The sequence below is a fragment of the Streptomyces glaucus genome, from assembly GCF_039533365.1.
Taxonomy (GTDB): Bacteria; Actinomycetota; Actinomycetes; order Streptomycetales; family Streptomycetaceae; genus Streptomyces; species Streptomyces glaucus.
This window is the reverse complement of sequence record NZ_BAAATK010000002.1, coordinates 188,402-203,057: the sequence shown is the minus strand read 5'-3', so window position 1 is coordinate 203,057 and position 14,656 is coordinate 188,402. Positions and strand designations below refer to the sequence as shown.

At 73.7% G+C, this 14,656-nt stretch carries 13 protein-coding genes; 10 read left to right on the top strand and 3 right to left on the bottom strand.

Annotation, left to right across the window (positions count from 1 at the left end; genetic code table 11):
• The first annotated feature begins 298 nt into the window (after positions 1-298).
• The 3 genes from ABD363_RS02405 to ABD363_RS02395 all read left to right on the top strand — a co-directional run bounded on the left by ABD363_RS02405 (position 299) and on the right by ABD363_RS02395 (position 4,513).
• Positions 299-2,227: an AMP-dependent synthetase/ligase gene (locus ABD363_RS02405; RefSeq protein ID WP_344599645.1), complete on the top strand. Its 1,929-nt coding sequence runs from the start codon at positions 299-301 to the stop codon at positions 2,225-2,227.
• A 350-nt stretch (positions 2,228-2,577) separates the two neighbouring features.
• Entirely contained in the window at positions 2,578-3,177 is a 600-nt protein-coding gene (locus tag ABD363_RS02400; protein WP_344599644.1) for a TetR/AcrR family transcriptional regulator, read from the top strand.
• A gap of 121 nt (positions 3,178-3,298) precedes the next feature.
• Positions 3,299-4,513 carry an MFS transporter gene (locus ABD363_RS02395; RefSeq protein ID WP_344599643.1) on the top strand — a complete coding sequence of 405 codons (1,215 nt, stop codon included), beginning with the start codon at positions 3,299-3,301 and terminating at the stop codon, positions 4,511-4,513.
• Here ABD363_RS02395 and ABD363_RS02390 read toward each other — a convergent pair.
• Together ABD363_RS02390 and ABD363_RS02385 are read right to left on the bottom strand one after the other, a co-directional pair.
• Entirely contained in the window at positions 4,419-5,063 is a 645-nt protein-coding gene (locus ABD363_RS02390) for a class I SAM-dependent DNA methyltransferase (protein WP_344599642.1), read from the bottom strand. The two genes, ABD363_RS02395 and ABD363_RS02390, sit on opposite strands and share 95 nt — an antisense overlap.
• A gap of 481 nt (positions 5,064-5,544) precedes the next feature.
• Positions 5,545-5,748, bottom strand: coding sequence for a cold-shock protein (locus ABD363_RS02385; RefSeq protein ID WP_003992177.1), 204 nt, complete (start codon positions 5,746-5,748; stop codon positions 5,545-5,547).
• Positions 5,749-6,035: 287 nt separating this feature from the next.
• Here ABD363_RS02385 and ABD363_RS02380 point away from each other — a divergent pair, with 287 nt between their 5' ends.
• From ABD363_RS02380 to ABD363_RS02360, 5 genes are all read left to right on the top strand, one after another.
• Complete coding sequence (locus ABD363_RS02380; RefSeq protein WP_344599641.1) at positions 6,036-6,884, top strand: menaquinone biosynthetic enzyme MqnA/MqnD family protein; 849 nt, start codon at positions 6,036-6,038, stop codon at positions 6,882-6,884.
• A 65-nt stretch (positions 6,885-6,949) separates the two neighbouring features.
• Positions 6,950-8,716: a protein kinase domain-containing protein gene (locus ABD363_RS02375; protein ID WP_344599640.1), complete on the top strand. Its 1,767-nt coding sequence runs from the start codon at positions 6,950-6,952 to the stop codon at positions 8,714-8,716.
• A 464-nt stretch (positions 8,717-9,180) separates the two neighbouring features.
• Complete coding sequence (locus tag ABD363_RS02370; RefSeq protein WP_344599639.1) at positions 9,181-9,387, top strand: hypothetical protein; 207 nt, start codon at positions 9,181-9,183, stop codon at positions 9,385-9,387.
• Positions 9,388-9,948: 561 nt separating this feature from the next.
• Positions 9,949-11,145 carry a cyclic dehypoxanthinyl futalosine synthase gene (gene mqnC, locus ABD363_RS02365; protein WP_344599638.1) on the top strand — a complete coding sequence of 399 codons (1,197 nt, stop codon included), beginning with the start codon at positions 9,949-9,951 and terminating at the stop codon, positions 11,143-11,145.
• A 7-nt stretch (positions 11,146-11,152) separates the two neighbouring features.
• Positions 11,153-11,755 (top strand): imidazolonepropionase-like domain-containing protein, encoded by a 603-nt coding sequence (locus tag ABD363_RS02360; RefSeq protein WP_344599637.1) that lies wholly within the window; start codon positions 11,153-11,155, stop codon positions 11,753-11,755.
• 151 nt (positions 11,756-11,906) lie between these two features.
• Here ABD363_RS02360 and ABD363_RS02355 read toward each other — a convergent pair whose 3' ends face one another.
• Positions 11,907-12,926: a chitinase gene (locus ABD363_RS02355; RefSeq protein WP_344599636.1), complete on the bottom strand. Its 1,020-nt coding sequence runs from the start codon at positions 12,924-12,926 to the stop codon at positions 11,907-11,909.
• A 393-nt stretch (positions 12,927-13,319) separates the two neighbouring features.
• Here ABD363_RS02355 and ABD363_RS02350 point away from each other — a divergent pair, with 393 nt between their 5' ends.
• Together ABD363_RS02350 and ABD363_RS02345 are read left to right on the top strand one after the other, a co-directional pair.
• Positions 13,320-13,604 carry a hypothetical protein gene (locus tag ABD363_RS02350; RefSeq protein WP_344599635.1) on the top strand — a complete coding sequence of 95 codons (285 nt, stop codon included), beginning with the start codon at positions 13,320-13,322 and terminating at the stop codon, positions 13,602-13,604.
• 20 nt (positions 13,605-13,624) lie between these two features.
• A partial coding sequence (locus ABD363_RS02345) for a polysaccharide deacetylase family protein (protein WP_344599634.1) occupies positions 13,625-14,656 on the top strand: 1,032 nt, incomplete at its 3' end.

The window sequence follows — 14,656 nt, the reverse complement described above, 5'->3', positions numbered from 1 at the left end:
GGGATCCGGCGGGGTTCCGGGATCCGGCCCGGCCCCGGTGCGCGCGGCGGGCGGCCGGGGCGTCACGGAGACCGGGAAGCGAACGGGACCTACTCCCACGTAACCCCCGAGGTTGCACACCGCCGTCCCCGGACCACCTCCGAATCCGCACGAACCCTCCACCTGGGCACCGTACGATCCACAGCCTGACCGGCGGTGACTCCCCTTGCGCGCGGGACCGCCGGTGAACGCCTCGGCACGCGAGGCACGTACCTCAGGCAGCAGAGCCGTCCGCCGCTGCGCGTCCCAGGAGCCGCCCGTGTCCACCCCCCTTCCCTCCTTCGCCCCGTCCGCCGCCTACGACGACGCCCGCGATCTCAGACCCGTGGAGCCGGAGACGCTGCGGCTGGACGGGGTGGTGAGGGAGGCGTACGTGCCGCCGCTCGCGCCCCCGGTGCGGCACGGGTCGCTCGCGGACCTGCCCTTCGAGAACGCGAACGCCGTCCCGGACGCGGTGGCGCTCAGCCGCCGGACCCCGGACGGGCGGTGGACCGACGTGACGGCCCGTCAATTCGCCGACCAGGTGAACTCGGTGGCGAAAGGGCTGATCGCCGAGGGCCTGATGCCGGGCGACCGCATCGCCGTCATGGCCCGCACCACCTACGAATGGACCCTGCTCGACTTCGCCGCCTGGGCGGCCGGCCTGGTCACCGTCCCCGTCTACCCCACCTCCTCCGTCTACCAGACCCGCTGGATCCTGCACGACTCGGGCGCGGTGGTCCTGATCACCGAGACGTCCGACCAGGCCGCCGCCATCGGCTCCGAACTCGGCCACCTCCCCGGCCTGCGGCACGTGTGGGTGATGGAGAAGGGACACGTGGAACAGCTGGCGGAGCTGGGCGCCCGGCTCCCCGACCAGGAGGTGGAGGTGCGCCGCGGGATGCTGGGCCCGGCCATGCTCGCCACGCTCGTCTACACCTCCGGCACCACGGGCCGGCCCAAGGGCTGCGCCCTCACCCACGGCAACTTCTTCGCCGAGGTCGACAACGCGGCCGAACTGCTCTACCCGGTCTTCCGGGGCAGGCCGAACGAGGAGCCGTCGGTCCTCCTCTTCCTCCCCATGTCCCACATCTTCGGCCGCATGGTGTCCATCCTGTGCGTCCGCGCCCGGGTCCGCCTCGGCCACGCGCCCAGCCTGAAGGCCGAGGACCTCCTGACGGACCTGGCGGCCTTCCGGCCGACCTGCCTGCTGGCCATCCCGTACATGCTGGAGAAGGTCTTCAACACCGCGCGCGCCAGGGCCGAGGAGAGCGGCCGGGCCCCGGCCTTCGACCGCGCGGTGAACATCGCCGTACGGTACGGCGAGGCCCTGGAGGCCCAGCAGGCCGGCACGGGCCCCGGCCCGACCCGGGCCCTGAAGACCGCCCGCGCCTTCCACGACCCCCTGGTCTACCGCCGCATCCGCGCCGCCCTGGGCGGCCGCGTCCGGCACGTGATCTGCGGCGGCTCCCCGCTGGGCCGCCGCCTGACCGCGTTCTACGCCGGCGCCGGCATCCAGGTCCTGGAGGGCTACGGCCTGACCGAGACGACGGCCGCGACGACGGTGACGCCCCCGCTCAAGCCCCGCCTGGGCACGGTGGGCTGGCCGCTGCCGGGCACCCGGGTCCGCATAGCCGCCGACGGCGAGATCCTCGTCTCCGGCGAGCACGTCCTGCACGGCTACTGGGACCCCCAGGCGGGCGGCGTGGTGCCCGCCGCTGTCGACGGCTGGTTCCCGACGGGCGACATCGGCAGCCTCGACGACGAGGGATACCTGACGATCACCGGCCGCAAGAAGGAGATCCTGATCACCACCGGCGGCAAGAGCGTGGCGCCGGCCACGCTGGAGAACTGGCTGCGCGCGCACCCCCTGATCTCCCAATGCCTGGTCCTGGGCGACCGCCGTCCTTACATCACGGCCCTGATCACCCTCGACCCGGCCGGCCTCACCCACTGGCGCCGCATGATCGGCAAGCATCCGGTGCCCCCGGAACTCCTCGTCGACGACGAGGAGTTGAGGGCGGTCCTGCAGTACGCGGTGGACGAGGCCAACCAACTGGTCTCCCGCCCGGAGACCATCCGCCGCTTCGCGGTCCTGCCCCGCGACTTCTCGGAGGCGGAAGGCCACCTCACCCCGTCGATGAAGCTGCGGCGGGAGGCGATCCTGCGGGACTACGCGCAGGTGGTGGAGAGCCTGTACGCGACGTGAGGCGCGGCCCGGCCGATCACCGCTCCACGAGGGGCGCGAGGAAACCCGCCCGGGCGGCGGGGGCGACGGCGAGGCGGGCCGCCGCCGGGTTCTCGGAGCCGCGGACGGGGGCGGTGCGGGGGTGCGGGCGACTTCGGGACGGTCGCCGCCTTCGCCGTCGCCGTGGGGGGACCTGCGCCAGGGGCGGGCGACCTCCAGGCGTGCGCCGCCCTCTGCCGCCGCTGGGGCGTCACCGGCCGCGTGGCCGGCAGGACCGTCCGGGCCGAACTGCCCCCGGGGGGCCGGCCGGACGCGCCGACGGCTGCTCATCGGTATTGAACTGAACAATCCAAAACTGCTACGGTCCCGTCATGGCCCGACCGAGGACCTTCGACGAGGAGCGGGCCCTGGACGCGGCGATGCGCACCTTCTGGGAGAAGGGCTACGAGGCCACCTCCACCCAGGACCTGTGCGACGCCACCGGGCTGGGGCGCAGCAGCATCTACAACACCTTCAAGAGCAAGCACGACCTGTTCGAGCGGGCACTGTCCCGCTACCTGGACGCCATGACGGCGACCCATCTGGCCGTGCTGGAGGAGCCGGGGCGGTCCGCCGCCGGCCGGATCCGCGCACTGCTCGCCCAGGTGATCGAGAGCGAGGCGGAGTGCCGGGCGGCCGCCGGGCGCGCGCTGGGCTGTCTGGGGGTGAACACCGTCGTGGAACTCGGCGCACGGGACCCCGCAGCCGCCGCCCTGCTGGAGCGCGACACCGCGCGGCGCCTCGCCGCCCTGCGGGCCGCGGTGGAGGCGGGCCGGCGTGACGGCAGCATCACCTCCGTGCGCGATCCGGACGCCCTGGCCCGTTTCCTCAACGCGACCGTCGCCGGTCTGCGCGTCTCCAGCCAGGGCGGCGCGGACCGCGCCGCCCTGGAGGCGATGGCCGAGATCGCCATGGACGCGCTGACGCGCTGACGCGCCGGCGTCCCGATCCCCCGGCTCCGGCGGGCCCCACGGAGGGGCCCGCCGGAGAGCCCGCGCACACCCTGGTTTTGAACTGATCAATCCATAACAGCGACAGCAAAGGAGCCGGACCGTGCCCCGTGCCGTATACGTCCTGGCACTCGGCATCTTCGCCATGGTGACCAGCGAGTTCGTGGTCGCCGGGCTGATGCCGCAGATGGCGGACGGCCTGGACGTCACCGTCCCGCAGATCGGATACCTGATCACCGCCTTCGCGGTGGCGATGGCGGCCGGCGGGCCGTTCCTGACCGTGGCGGTGATGAAGCTGCCGCCGCGCGACGCGCTGATGACCCTGTTCGCCGTCTTCCTCGCGGGCAACGTCCTGGCCGCCACCGCGACCGGCTACGGCGCGATGATGGCCGCCCGGATCGTCACCGGCGTCGCCTCCCAGGCCTTCTTCGGCGTCGGCATCTCCCTGTGCGTCCGGCTCACCCGCCCGGAGGTGCGCGGCCGGGCGGTCGCGGTCGCCATGAACGGCCTGATGCTCGGCACGCTCCTCGGACTGCCCCTGTCCACCCTGGTCGGCGAGCGGTTCGGCTGGCGGGCGGCGTTCTGGGCGATCTCGGCGCTCGCGCTGGTCGCCGCGGCGGTGACCCTCGTGGGCGTGCCCCGGCTGGAGCGGGCCGGGGACGGGGGCGGCTTCCGCGCGGAGATCGGCGTGTTCCGCCGGCCGAGGCTGTGGCTGGCACTGTCCACCAGCACGCTCGTCATCGGCGCCACCTTCTCCGCCTTCAGCTACTTCAACCCGATCCTCACCGAGGTCACCGGCTTCTCCGCCGGCACCGTCCCCGTCCTGCTCATCGCCTACGGCGCCGCCACCGTCGTGGGCAACACGGTCGTCGGCCGCCTCGCCGACCAGCACACCGTCGCCGTCCTGGCCGTCGGCCTGCTGCTCAACGCGGCGTTCCTCACCGGATTCGCGGTCCTCGCCGGCCTGCCCGCACCCGCCGTCGTCTGCATGCTGGGCATCGGCCTGGTCGGCGTCACCATGAACCCGGCGATGGTCACCCGCGTCCAGCGCGCCGGCAACGCCGGACCGCTGGTCAACACCGTCCACTCCTCCTTCATCACCCTCGGCGTCATCCTCGGCTCCGCCCTGGGCGCCGTGGTGATCGACGCCTGGGGGCTGCGCGCGCCCCTCTGGCTCGGCGCCGCCCTCGCCCTGCTGGGCCTGGCCACGCTGCTGCCGGAACTCACGGCCCGGAGCGGCGGGCGATCAGGAACGCCTGCGGAGCCGACTCCCCGGCCCCCGCGTCCGGCGCGCGCAGCGTCCGGCTCAGGACGGTGAGACCGGCGTCCGCCAGCAGCCCGGCCACACGGTCGGGCTGCCGCCGTTCGAAGTCCAGGGCGACCGGATGGCCGAAGGGCCGGTCCAGGCGCAGGGGCTCGTCCCCGACCTGGAACGCGAGCAGCAGGTGACCGCCGGGCGCGAGGACGCGGCGGAACCCGGCGAACAGGCCGGGCAGGCGGTCCGCCGGGGTGTGGATCGACGAGTACCAGGAGACGACGCCCGCGAGCGCCCCGTCGGCGATCGGCGGCTCCAGCATCGAGCCCTGGACGAAGCGCAGACGCGGATTCTCCCGGCGGGCGATCGCCAGCATCGCCGCGGAGAGGTCGAGGCCGAACACCGGCAGGCCCAGGGAGGCCAGGTACCCCGTGATCCGCCCCGGCCCGCAGCCGAGGTCGGCCACCTGCCCGCCCTCCCCGACCAGTTCGGCGAACGCGGCCAGCAGCGCCCGGTCCACCGGCGTGACGACGAGCAGATCGCGGAAGTGGGCGGCGTAGTCCTCGGCCACGGCGTCGTAGAAGGCCCGGGTGCCGCTCAGGAAGTCGGTCATGACGGCGGACCCTACCGACACCGAACCGGCACACGACCGGCCCCGCCACCCGTCCCGGCCACCGTCCGCATCCCCGCTCCGACCGGCCGGCCCCGCCCCCCGTCCCGGCCGCCGGCCCCGCCCCCGCACGGCCCGCGCCGCCCCTGCGATCTCCGTCACGCCGGGGCCGGCGGCCGCACAGCGGACCCGGCGGGCGCGGCGTCCGGGACGGCAGGTGCGCCGATCACGCGGCACGGACAGCGGCGCGCGGCACAGCGCGTACGGAGGAATTCGTCGGGAATTCACCGAGGGAAAGGCCGAAAATCGATGGTGCGTCCGGAAAGCGGCGGCGAGACCGGGAAGCGGCCGTGGAGTCGGCGAGCGGCCGGAGCGTCGGCAAGCGGCCGTGGGGCCGGGAAAACGGCGGCGACGGCGGCGAGGCCGGGAAAAGGGCAGGAGCCCCGTCGCCGATGGCGCGGGGCTCCTTGGGTACTGCTATCGATCAGACAGGGGTGACGTTCTCCGCCTGCGGACCCTTCGGGCCCTGCGTGACGTCGAAGGACACCTGCTGGTTCTCCTCGAGCGACCGGAAGCCGGACGCGTTGATCGCGGAGTAGTGGACGAAGACGTCGGGGCCGCCGCCTTCCTGGGCGATGAAACCAAAGCCCTTTTCGGCGTTGAACCACTTAACGGTTCCGGTAGCCATAAGCCCTCCTTGGGCTCAAAGGGTTGCCCTGCTCCAGAACCAGCAAGTGTGAAGACGAGTTCTGCACAACTGCATCCGCCTGAGAACGACGAGAGCCCGCGGTCACATGCTCCGCAGGCTCTGTACTGCAAGGAAACCAAACTGCAACTTGCGAAAGAGCCTAGCACGCAGTCGCCGGAAAGCAATAGAGGGCAAGATCACGTCACCCGAATGTTTGAACCCCCCGGGGCCCGACCCCCGGCGGGGGCGGGGAACGCCCTGCTCCGGGCAGGGTCTAGTCTCGCGATGTGGACAATTCTCGCACCCGGCCGCGCGTCGGCCACATCCAGTTCCTGAACTGCCTGCCCCTGTACTGGGGGCTCGCGAGAACCGGCACGCTCGTCGACTTCGAGCTGACGAAGGACACCCCGGAGAAGCTCAGCGAGCGGCTCGTGCGCGGAGACCTCGACGTCGGGCCGATCACCCTGGTCGAGTTCCTCAAGCACGCCGACCAGCTCGTCGCCTTCCCCGACATCGCCGTCGGCTGCGACGGCCCGGTGATGTCCTGCGTGATCGTCTCGCAGGTCCCGCTGGAGCGCCTGGACGGCGCCCGGGTCGCCCTCGGCTCGACCTCGCGCACCTCCGTCCGCCTGGCCCAGCTGCTGCTGGCGGAACGCTTCGGCGTGACACCCGACTACTACACCTGCCCGCCCGACCTGAGCCTGATGATGCAGGAGGCCGAGGCGGCCGTCCTCATCGGCGACGCGGCCCTGCGCGCCAACATGCTCGACGGCCCCCGCTACGGCCTCGACGTGCACGACCTCGGGCAGCTGTGGAAGGAGTGGACGGGCCTGCCGTTCGTCTTCGCGGTGTGGGCGGCGCGCCGCGACTACCTGGAGCGCGAGCCGGTCATCACCCGTCAGGTGCACGAGGCCTTCCTCGCCTCCCGCAACCTCTCCCTGGAGGAGGTCGACAAGGTCGCCGAGCACGCGGCCCGCTGGGAGGCGTTCGACGAGGAGACCCTCGCCCGGTACTTCACGACCCTCGACTTCCGCCTCGGCGGCCCGCAGCTGGAGGCGGTGGCCGAGTTCGCCCGGCGGGTCGGGCCGACGACCGGCTTCCCCGCCGACGTGAAGGTCGATCTGCTGGAGCCCTGAGCCGTACGGGGGCGGCGCACTACTCTGCTGGGAGTTCGTCCGGCGTACGGGGGAGGGGTGGCGCCATGCGGCCGCTGGAAGCCGACGAGCCCGTCTCCGTCGGGCCGTACCGGCTGCTCGGCCGGCTCGGCTCCGGCGGCATGGGGCGGGTCTACCTGGGGCGCAGCGCCGGCGGCCGCACGGTCGCGGTGAAGATCGTGCACCCGCACCTCGCCCTGGACGAGGAGTTCCGCGCCCGCTTCCGCCGCGAGGTGGCGGCCGCGCGCCGGGTGGGCGGGGCGTGGACCGCGCCCGTCCTGGACGCGGACCCCGGGGCGCCGGTCCCGTGGGTGGCCACGGCGTACGCCGCCGGCCCGTCCCTGGCGGCGGCGGTCGCGGACGGCGGCGGCCCGCTGCCCGCCCACACGGTGCGGGTCCTGGGAGCGGGGCTGGCCGAGGCGCTGGCGGCGGTGCACGGACTGGGCCTGGTGCACCGGGACGTCAAGCCGTCCAACGTCCTGCTCACCCTGGACGGCCCCCTGCTGATCGACTTCGGCATCGCCCGCGCCCTGGACGGCACGGCGTCCCTGACGTCGACCGGCGTCTCGGTCGGCTCGCCCGGCTACATGGCGCCCGAGCAGATCCTCGGCAAGGACGTCACGGGCGCCGCCGACGTCTTCTCCCTCGGCGCGGTGCTGGTGTTCGCGGCGACCGGCGAACCGCCGTTCCGCGGGGACTCCTCGGCCGCGCTGCTCTACCAGGTCGTCCACGAGGAGCCGCAGCTCGGCGCGCTCGACGGCGAGCTGCGGGAACTGGCCGGGGCCTGCCTGGCGAAGGAACCGGGCGACCGCCCGGCCCCCGGCGAGCTGGCCCGGCGCCTGGCCCCCGACGGCGCGGCCCGCCTGGTCGCGGACGGCTGGCTGCCGGGCCCCGTGGTGGAACAGGTCAGCCGTGGCGCCGTACGCCTGCTGAACCTGGACACGGGGGAGGGGGCGGCGGTGCCGGGGCCCGCGCCGGAACCCGCGTCCGGGCCCGTGGAGTTCAGCCGGGTCTCGGTGGGGGACGGGTCCCCGGCGGAGGGCCGGTCCCCGGCAGAGGGGCCGGGGGCGTTCGGACCGCCTCCGCCGGCCGTGCCGGAGGCGACGGCGGGGACGCCGCGGGCCGCCGTGCCGGAGCCGCGCGAGCCGCGGCCGGAGGACACCGTCCCGCCCGCGCGGGGCTCCTCGGACCCCGCTTCCCCCGGCTCGTCCGCCGGCCGTCGCCCCGGCAAGGTCGCCCTCTCCGTGACGGCGGCCTCGGGGCCGGGGACCGAGGGGCGCGGGCGACGGGTGAGCTGCACGGTGGCGCTCGCGGTGGCGGGAGCGCTGGCGGCCGTGACGGTCGGGTCGGCGTTCGTGTTCCACCTGCTGCCGGGGTGGACGCGGGACGACGCGGACTCCGGCGCCGGTTCCCCGCCCCCGCCCCCGTCGGCGAGCGCGAGCGCCACCGCGGGCGGGGGATCCGCCGTCCCCGCCCGCTACCTCGGCACCTGGGAGGGGCAGGGCACCGCCCTCGACGGCAAGCTGCCCGCCGGCACCTTCCGCGTCACCCTCCGGCAGGCGGACGTGGGCGAGGAACTGGGCACGCTCCGGCAGACCGACCAGCTCGGCGGCGTCTGCGTCGACGTGCTGACGCTGGAACAGGCCACGGACGAACAGCTCCTCGCGACCTCCGTCGGCGCCGGGACCAACCACGGCGGCTGCAACCAGGCCACCGCCACCGTGCGCCTCACCCCGGTCGGCGACGACCTGCGGTACGAGTCGGACAGCGCGGAGTCGGGCAGGCCCGAGGCACGGCTGTCCAGGGTGGAGTAGGCGGGCCCCGCGAAGGCCGGGGACCCGCCGCCCCCTGCCGTCCGCCCGGCGCGTCCGCCGGCGCGCACCGGCGGGCCCCGCGGCGGGACGGGGCGGGGCACGGCCGGGCCGTGTCCGGCGGTCCCGGAACATCCCGCGGACCTGCACACCGTTCACCGGGAGACCGCACGGAAACCGCGCGGGAGCCGGACGGAGCCGGATCCGCCGGCCGGCGCGCCGGTCCGCAACGGGCGGCTGCGCAGTTCGGCAGTGGATTGTGTAAAGAAAACGGGCCGGCCGGTGAGCGCGCTGTCACATTCATGAAATCGGCGGGCCGCGAACACGGCGTACCGGCGGCGCGTGACTGGTCGTCTTCTCCACGGCGTGTTTTGATCTGCGGGCGCAGCTCGCCGAATTCTTTCCCGATTTCCGGGAACGAGGTGAACTCCGCCGCGAATCGGTTGACACGAAGGGAAACGCGCGCCATGAACATCGCCCCCCAGGTCGAAACGGCCGAACTCTCCGACGCCGACCTGGACAACGTCGCCGGCGGCCACGCGGGTGTCGGCGCCGGTGCCGCGGCCGGCCTCTACGTCGAGGTCGGGAACGTGGGCGTCGCCGCCGGCGTCGGCGCCGGCGTGCGGGCCGAGGGCGTCTCGGCGGACGTGCACCTGCACGCCGACGTCTGCTGACGGCACCTGTCCCACGGGCCCCGGATCCCCCGGATCCGGGGCCTCGGCGTACCCCGGGCGCGTTGTCCCGCCGCGCCGGCCGGCGGCCGGCGCGGGGAACTCCCGGTCCCGCCTTCAGGGCCGCGGTGAGGGCGCGGAGGAACGCGGAGGAAAAGGGACGCGGAAGAAGGAGACGTCCCGCGGGGCATCCCGGGCGTCGCACAGGGCGGCTCGCGGCGCGGATTCGCCGTCCCCGCGCGGGAATTGCCGCCGCCGGGCCGGAGCAGGGCGAATTCCGCCCGTCGTCGGAGGCCGTCACGACACGGCGCACAGCTCTTTCGCCGGCCCGCGGACGAAGACGCGCGCCGCTCGGATGCGAACGCCGCCGCTGCTCCTCGCGGAAGGACGTTCCCGGAGCGCACGGTCGGGCCGTCCCCGTCGCCGGCCGGCGGCGCGTTCCGCGCATCGCCAGCCGGCGCGTACGCGGCCTGACGTCGGCCCGGGAAAACGGCTGGCGTACGCTGGGCGGGTCCGTCCACACCCCTTGACGAAGTCCACACCCCTTGACGAAAGGGACGCCCGGTGACCGAGAAGGCCGACCTTCAGCCCATCCTCGACCGTGCAGCCGCCGGTGGGCGGATCACCCCCGAAGAGGCCCTCGCCCTCTACCGCGACGCCCCGCTGCACGCGCTGGGCGCCGCCGCCGACGCCGCACGCCGCCGCAGGTACGCGGGCACCGAGCACATCGCGACGTACATCATCGAACGGAACATCAACTACACCAACGTGTGCGTCACGGCGTGCAAGTTCTGCGCCTTCTACGCCCCGCCCAAGAGCGACAAGGGCTGGACCCGCGACCTGGACGACATCCTGCGCCGGTGCGCGGAGACCGTCGAACTCGGCGGCACCCAGATCATGTTCCAGGGCGGCCACCACCCGGACTTCGGCGTCGAGTACTACGAGAAGCACTTCGCCGCCATCAAGAAGGAGTTCCCGCAACTCGTCATCCACAGCCTGGGGGCGAGCGAGGTCGAGCACATGGCCCGGATCTCCGGCGTGAGCGTCGAGGAGGCCATCACGCGCATCCGCGACGCCGGACTGGACTCCTTCGCCGGGGCCGGCGCGGAACTGCTGCCCGAGCGGCCCCGCAAGGCCATCGCGCCGCTGAAGGAGTCCGGCGAGCGCTGGCTGGAGATCATGGAGACCGCGCACCGGCTGGGCGTGGAGTCGACGACCACCATGCTGATGGGCACCGGCGAGACCAACGCCGAGCGCATCGAGCACCTGCGGATGATCCGCGACGTGCAGGACCGCACCGGCGGCTTCCGCGCCTTCATCCCGTACACCTACCAGCCCGAGAACAACCACCTGAAGGGCCGCACCCAGGCCACGATCTTCGAGTACCTGCGGATGATCGCCATCGCCCGCCTGTTCCTCGACAACGTGGCCCACATCCAGGGCTCCTGGCTGACCACCGGCAAGGAGATCGGCCAGCTCTCGCTGCACTACGGCGCCGACGACCTCGGCTCGATCATGCTGGAGGAGAACGTGGTGTCCTCGGCGGGCGCCCGGCACCGCTCCAACCGGCTGGAGATCATCGACCTGATCCGCAAGGCGGACCGGGTCCCCGCCCAGCGGTCGACGACCTACGAGCACCTGGTCGTGCACGACGACCCGGCGAACGACCCCGTCGACGACCGCGTGGTCTCCCACATCTCCTCGACGGCGATCGAGGGCGGCACCGCCCACCCCGAGCTGAAGCTGCTCGCGTCCAGCTGAGCCGCGCGTGCTGACGATCCACACCGACTCCGGCGGTCGCGCGCTCGCAGTCCGCGGCGCGTGGATCGAGGCCGCCGGGAGCCTGGAGGAACTGCTCGCCGCCCATCCGGGGGCGCGGGTGCGGCGGTGGCCCGGCGTCCTCACGCCCGGGCTGGTCAACCCGCACGGTCCCGAGCTGCTCCAGGAGGCCTACCACCCCGACCCGCGGGAGGCCGACGCCCTCGGCACCCGGCCGCTGACCGGGGACGCGCTGGCCGCGCTCGCGATGGACGAGGCCCGCTGGGGCGCGAGCGCCCGGCGCGGGGTGCAGCGCATGCTGGCGCACGGCACGGTCGCGGCGGCCGGCGAGCTGCGTCCGGGGGCCGTCCGGGACGCGGTGCGGAGGTCCGGGCTCGCCGTGGTGGGCCGGATCGGAACCCCGGGCGGCACCCCCGACCTCGACCCCTGCGCCTCGGGGCTGCCGCTCACGTTCGCGCCGCCGCGCGAGCGGGGCTCGGCCGCCCGGTTCGCGGTGTTCGACGTGCGGGACGAGGCGGAACTGGCCGAGCGGGGGGCCGGGACCTGCGTGGCGACCGTCGTCGCGGGGCGCCTGGTGTACCGGGGGCGCTGAACCGGGACCGGCACCGATCCTGCGTCGGCCGGGCCCGCTGACGCGGGCCGGGGCCGGGCAGCGCCGGCCGGTACCGATCCGTGCCGGCTGCGACGACAGCGCGGGCCGTGCGGGCGGCGCAGGGCGGCGTCGACCGGCACCGGCGTGCCGGTCAGCCCGCGAAGGCCCGCGCGAACGCCCCCGGATCCTGCTCCACGCCGCTGCAGTCGGTCGAGGCGTCGTCGGAGTCCTCGGAGCCGGCCTCGCACTCCCGGTCCCGGAAGGCCGCCCACATCGACACCCAGGCGATCCCCTTCTCCTCGGCGAACGACCGCACCTGGACCGCGTCCGCGAGCGTGAACGTCTCGCCGTCCACGTCGTTGACGCCGATCATCGAGGTGAGCGCCATGCCCCGCCAGGCCGCCGCGTCGGACAGGCCGAAGACCTCCTTCAGCTGGCTGTGGGCGGCCTCGGCCGAGGCGAGGGCGTAGTCGCCCATGTCGCCGTCGTAGGACTCGCCGTAGTTCATCGTCATGATGTTGACGGTGGAGACCTGCACGCCGTGGTCGTTGGCGGACTCCAGCAGCGCCAGGCCGTCGGCGTCGAGGCCGGAGGGCATGACCGGGAGCGTGAAGGAGACCGCCAGGTCCTCGCGGTCCCGCTGGAGCAGCGCGATCGCCTCCGAGCGCAGGGCGACGGAGTCGGAGTCGGCCAGCTCCTCGCCCTCGATGTCGAAGTCGGCCTGGGTGGCACCGGCCGCGTCCAGCGCCTGGGCGTAGGCCTCCGCCAGTTCCCCGGCGCTGTCGCAGGCCGCCGCCAGCTCCTTGCCGAAGGCCCCGCCGAAGGAGACCCGGACCGTGGCGCCGGACTCCTCGAGCCCGGCGATCCGGGACGCCACCGCCGCGTCGTCGACGGCGCGGGTGCCGCCCCACTTCGGGGTGCAGCCGCTGCCGGAGGAGATCACGAACGCCAGGTTGTACGCCGCCGGGGAGCCCGCGGAGTCGTTCCCGGAGGCCGTGGTGGCGCTCACGTAGGGAGCATAGGCGGTGACCGGCGCGGCGGAGCCGGACGCGGCGGGCGAGGGGGAGCGGGAGGACGCCGCGGACGTCGTGCCGGGGCCGGCGGAGCACCCCGACGTGGCCAGGGCGAACAGACAGACGGCCCCGGCCGTCGACTTGAGGAAACTCCGCATCGTGCATGCACCCGCTCTCGGTGATTTCTGTCTCAGGATGGAAACGGAGTTCGTTTCCGGAGAAGGGAAATGTCTCACACGGGCCTGGGAGTCGCACGGACGGAATCCGCGCAGCGCAGGAACAGGCAGGGAGGGCGAATCGGGCGATCCGGGCGGCAAACCGGGTCATTCCTCCCTTCCGGGGCCGGGGTGGGCCGGGCCGGCGGCGAGGCGACCTCTCAGAGAAAACACAGATTCCGGAATTTCTCATGGGGTGTTCACAAGGCAGTCAAGGTTTTTGGCACACAAAGGCTCTCTAATATCCGGGGAATGCAATCCGAGCCTGCCATCGAAAACCGCGCCGCCGCGCGCGGTCGCCGTCGCAAACGCGGCAACGAGTCCGCGGAAGGACCCGTGTTCGTTGACAACTCCGGACGCCGGGCGAAGCTGCTGCGCCGGATCGGCCTCCTCGTCGGTGCCGTCTGCGCGGGCTACGCACTCGTCCTCGGCCTCGCCTTCATGGGCATCGGCACCTCCCTGAACCCGTCCTCGCTGCTGCCCTTCGGCGGCGCCCGCGACGGCGCGGTCCCGGGCGGGGGCATGCAGCCGCAGGGCGGCATCGCGCCCACCGGCGCCCCGCCCACCGGCGCCGTGCCCAGCTCCGCCCCGACCGCGGTCTCCTCCGCGACCCCCAACTGACCGGGAACGCAGCCACTTCCATGACCACGACGACGTCCTCACGCGGCCGCCGCCGCGCCCCCACCCGTATCGGACGGGCCGCCGGCAAGGCCGCCGCGCTGCAGAAACCGCGTGTCGTCCTCGCCCTGCTGCTCCTGCTCGCGCTGATCTGCGTCATGCTCCTCGACGGCTACCTGCGCGCCGAGGTCGGCGGCGACCAGCGGGTGCGCACCGGGGCCAGCTCCAGCGCCGTGCCCGACGAGGTCCTCGACGGCGGGCCGATCCTCACCTTCCGCGGCGGCCAGGCCACGACCCTCTCCGTGCCGGACAAGACGATCGCGCTCACCTTCGACGACGGCCCCGACCCCACCTGGACGCCCCAGGTGCTGGAGATCCTGGAGAAGTACGACGTCCCCGGCACGTTCTTCGTGGTCGGCTCGATGGTCTCGCGCTACCCGGACATCGTGGAGGACCTGGTCGAACAGGGCAACGAGGTGGGCATCCACACCTTCACGCACGTCGACCTGTCGTACCAGAGCGACGCCCGCGTCACCCGCGAGATGGAGCAGACCCAGCTCGCGCTGGCGGGCGCCGCCGGCATCACGACCACGCTGTTCCGCGCGCCCTACTCCTCGAAGACGGACGCCATCGACAACTACAGCTGGCCCGTCTACAAGACCCTCGGCGAACAGGGCTACACCAGCGTCTTCGTCGACACCGACAGCGACGACTGGAAGCAGCCCGGCGTCTCGAAGATCGTCGAGTGGGCCACGCCGGAGGACGGCGCGGGCGCGTCGGTCCTGTTCCACGACGCCGGCGGCGAGCGCTCGCAGACGATCGAGGCGCTGCCGAAGTACATCGAGAAGATGCGGGCGCAGGGCTACACCTTCACCACCATCAGCGGGGTCATGGAGCAGCGGAGCGCGGGCACCGGGCAGACGGCCGCCGACGCGCCGGCCGGTGCCGCCGGGCAGCCCTCCGGCGTCCCGGGCGCCGGTGCCGCCGCCCGGGACGCCACCGGCGTCTCCCCCCTCCAGGCCGCCCACCGCGTGGCCACCGGCACCACCCTCTAC

Excerpts from the sequence above, each read along its gene's own strand:
- ABD363_RS02375 (WP_344599640.1), top strand. The coding sequence starts at position 6,950 with ATGCGGCCGCTGGAAGCCGACGAGCCCGTCTCCGTCGGGCCGTACCGG.
- ABD363_RS02400 (WP_344599644.1), top strand. The coding sequence starts at position 2,578 with ATGGCCCGACCGAGGACCTTCGACGAGGAGCGGGCCCTGGACGCGGCG.
- ABD363_RS02385 (WP_003992177.1), bottom strand. The coding sequence starts at position 5,748 with ATGGCTACCGGAACCGTTAAGTGGTTCAACGCCGAAAAGGGCTTTGGT.
- ABD363_RS02390 (WP_344599642.1), bottom strand. The coding sequence starts at position 5,063 with ATGACCGACTTCCTGAGCGGCACCCGGGCCTTCTACGACGCCGTGGCC.
- ABD363_RS02370 (WP_344599639.1), top strand. The coding sequence starts at position 9,181 with ATGAACATCGCCCCCCAGGTCGAAACGGCCGAACTCTCCGACGCCGAC.
- ABD363_RS02355 (WP_344599636.1), bottom strand. The coding sequence starts at position 12,926 with ATGCGGAGTTTCCTCAAGTCGACGGCCGGGGCCGTCTGTCTGTTCGCC.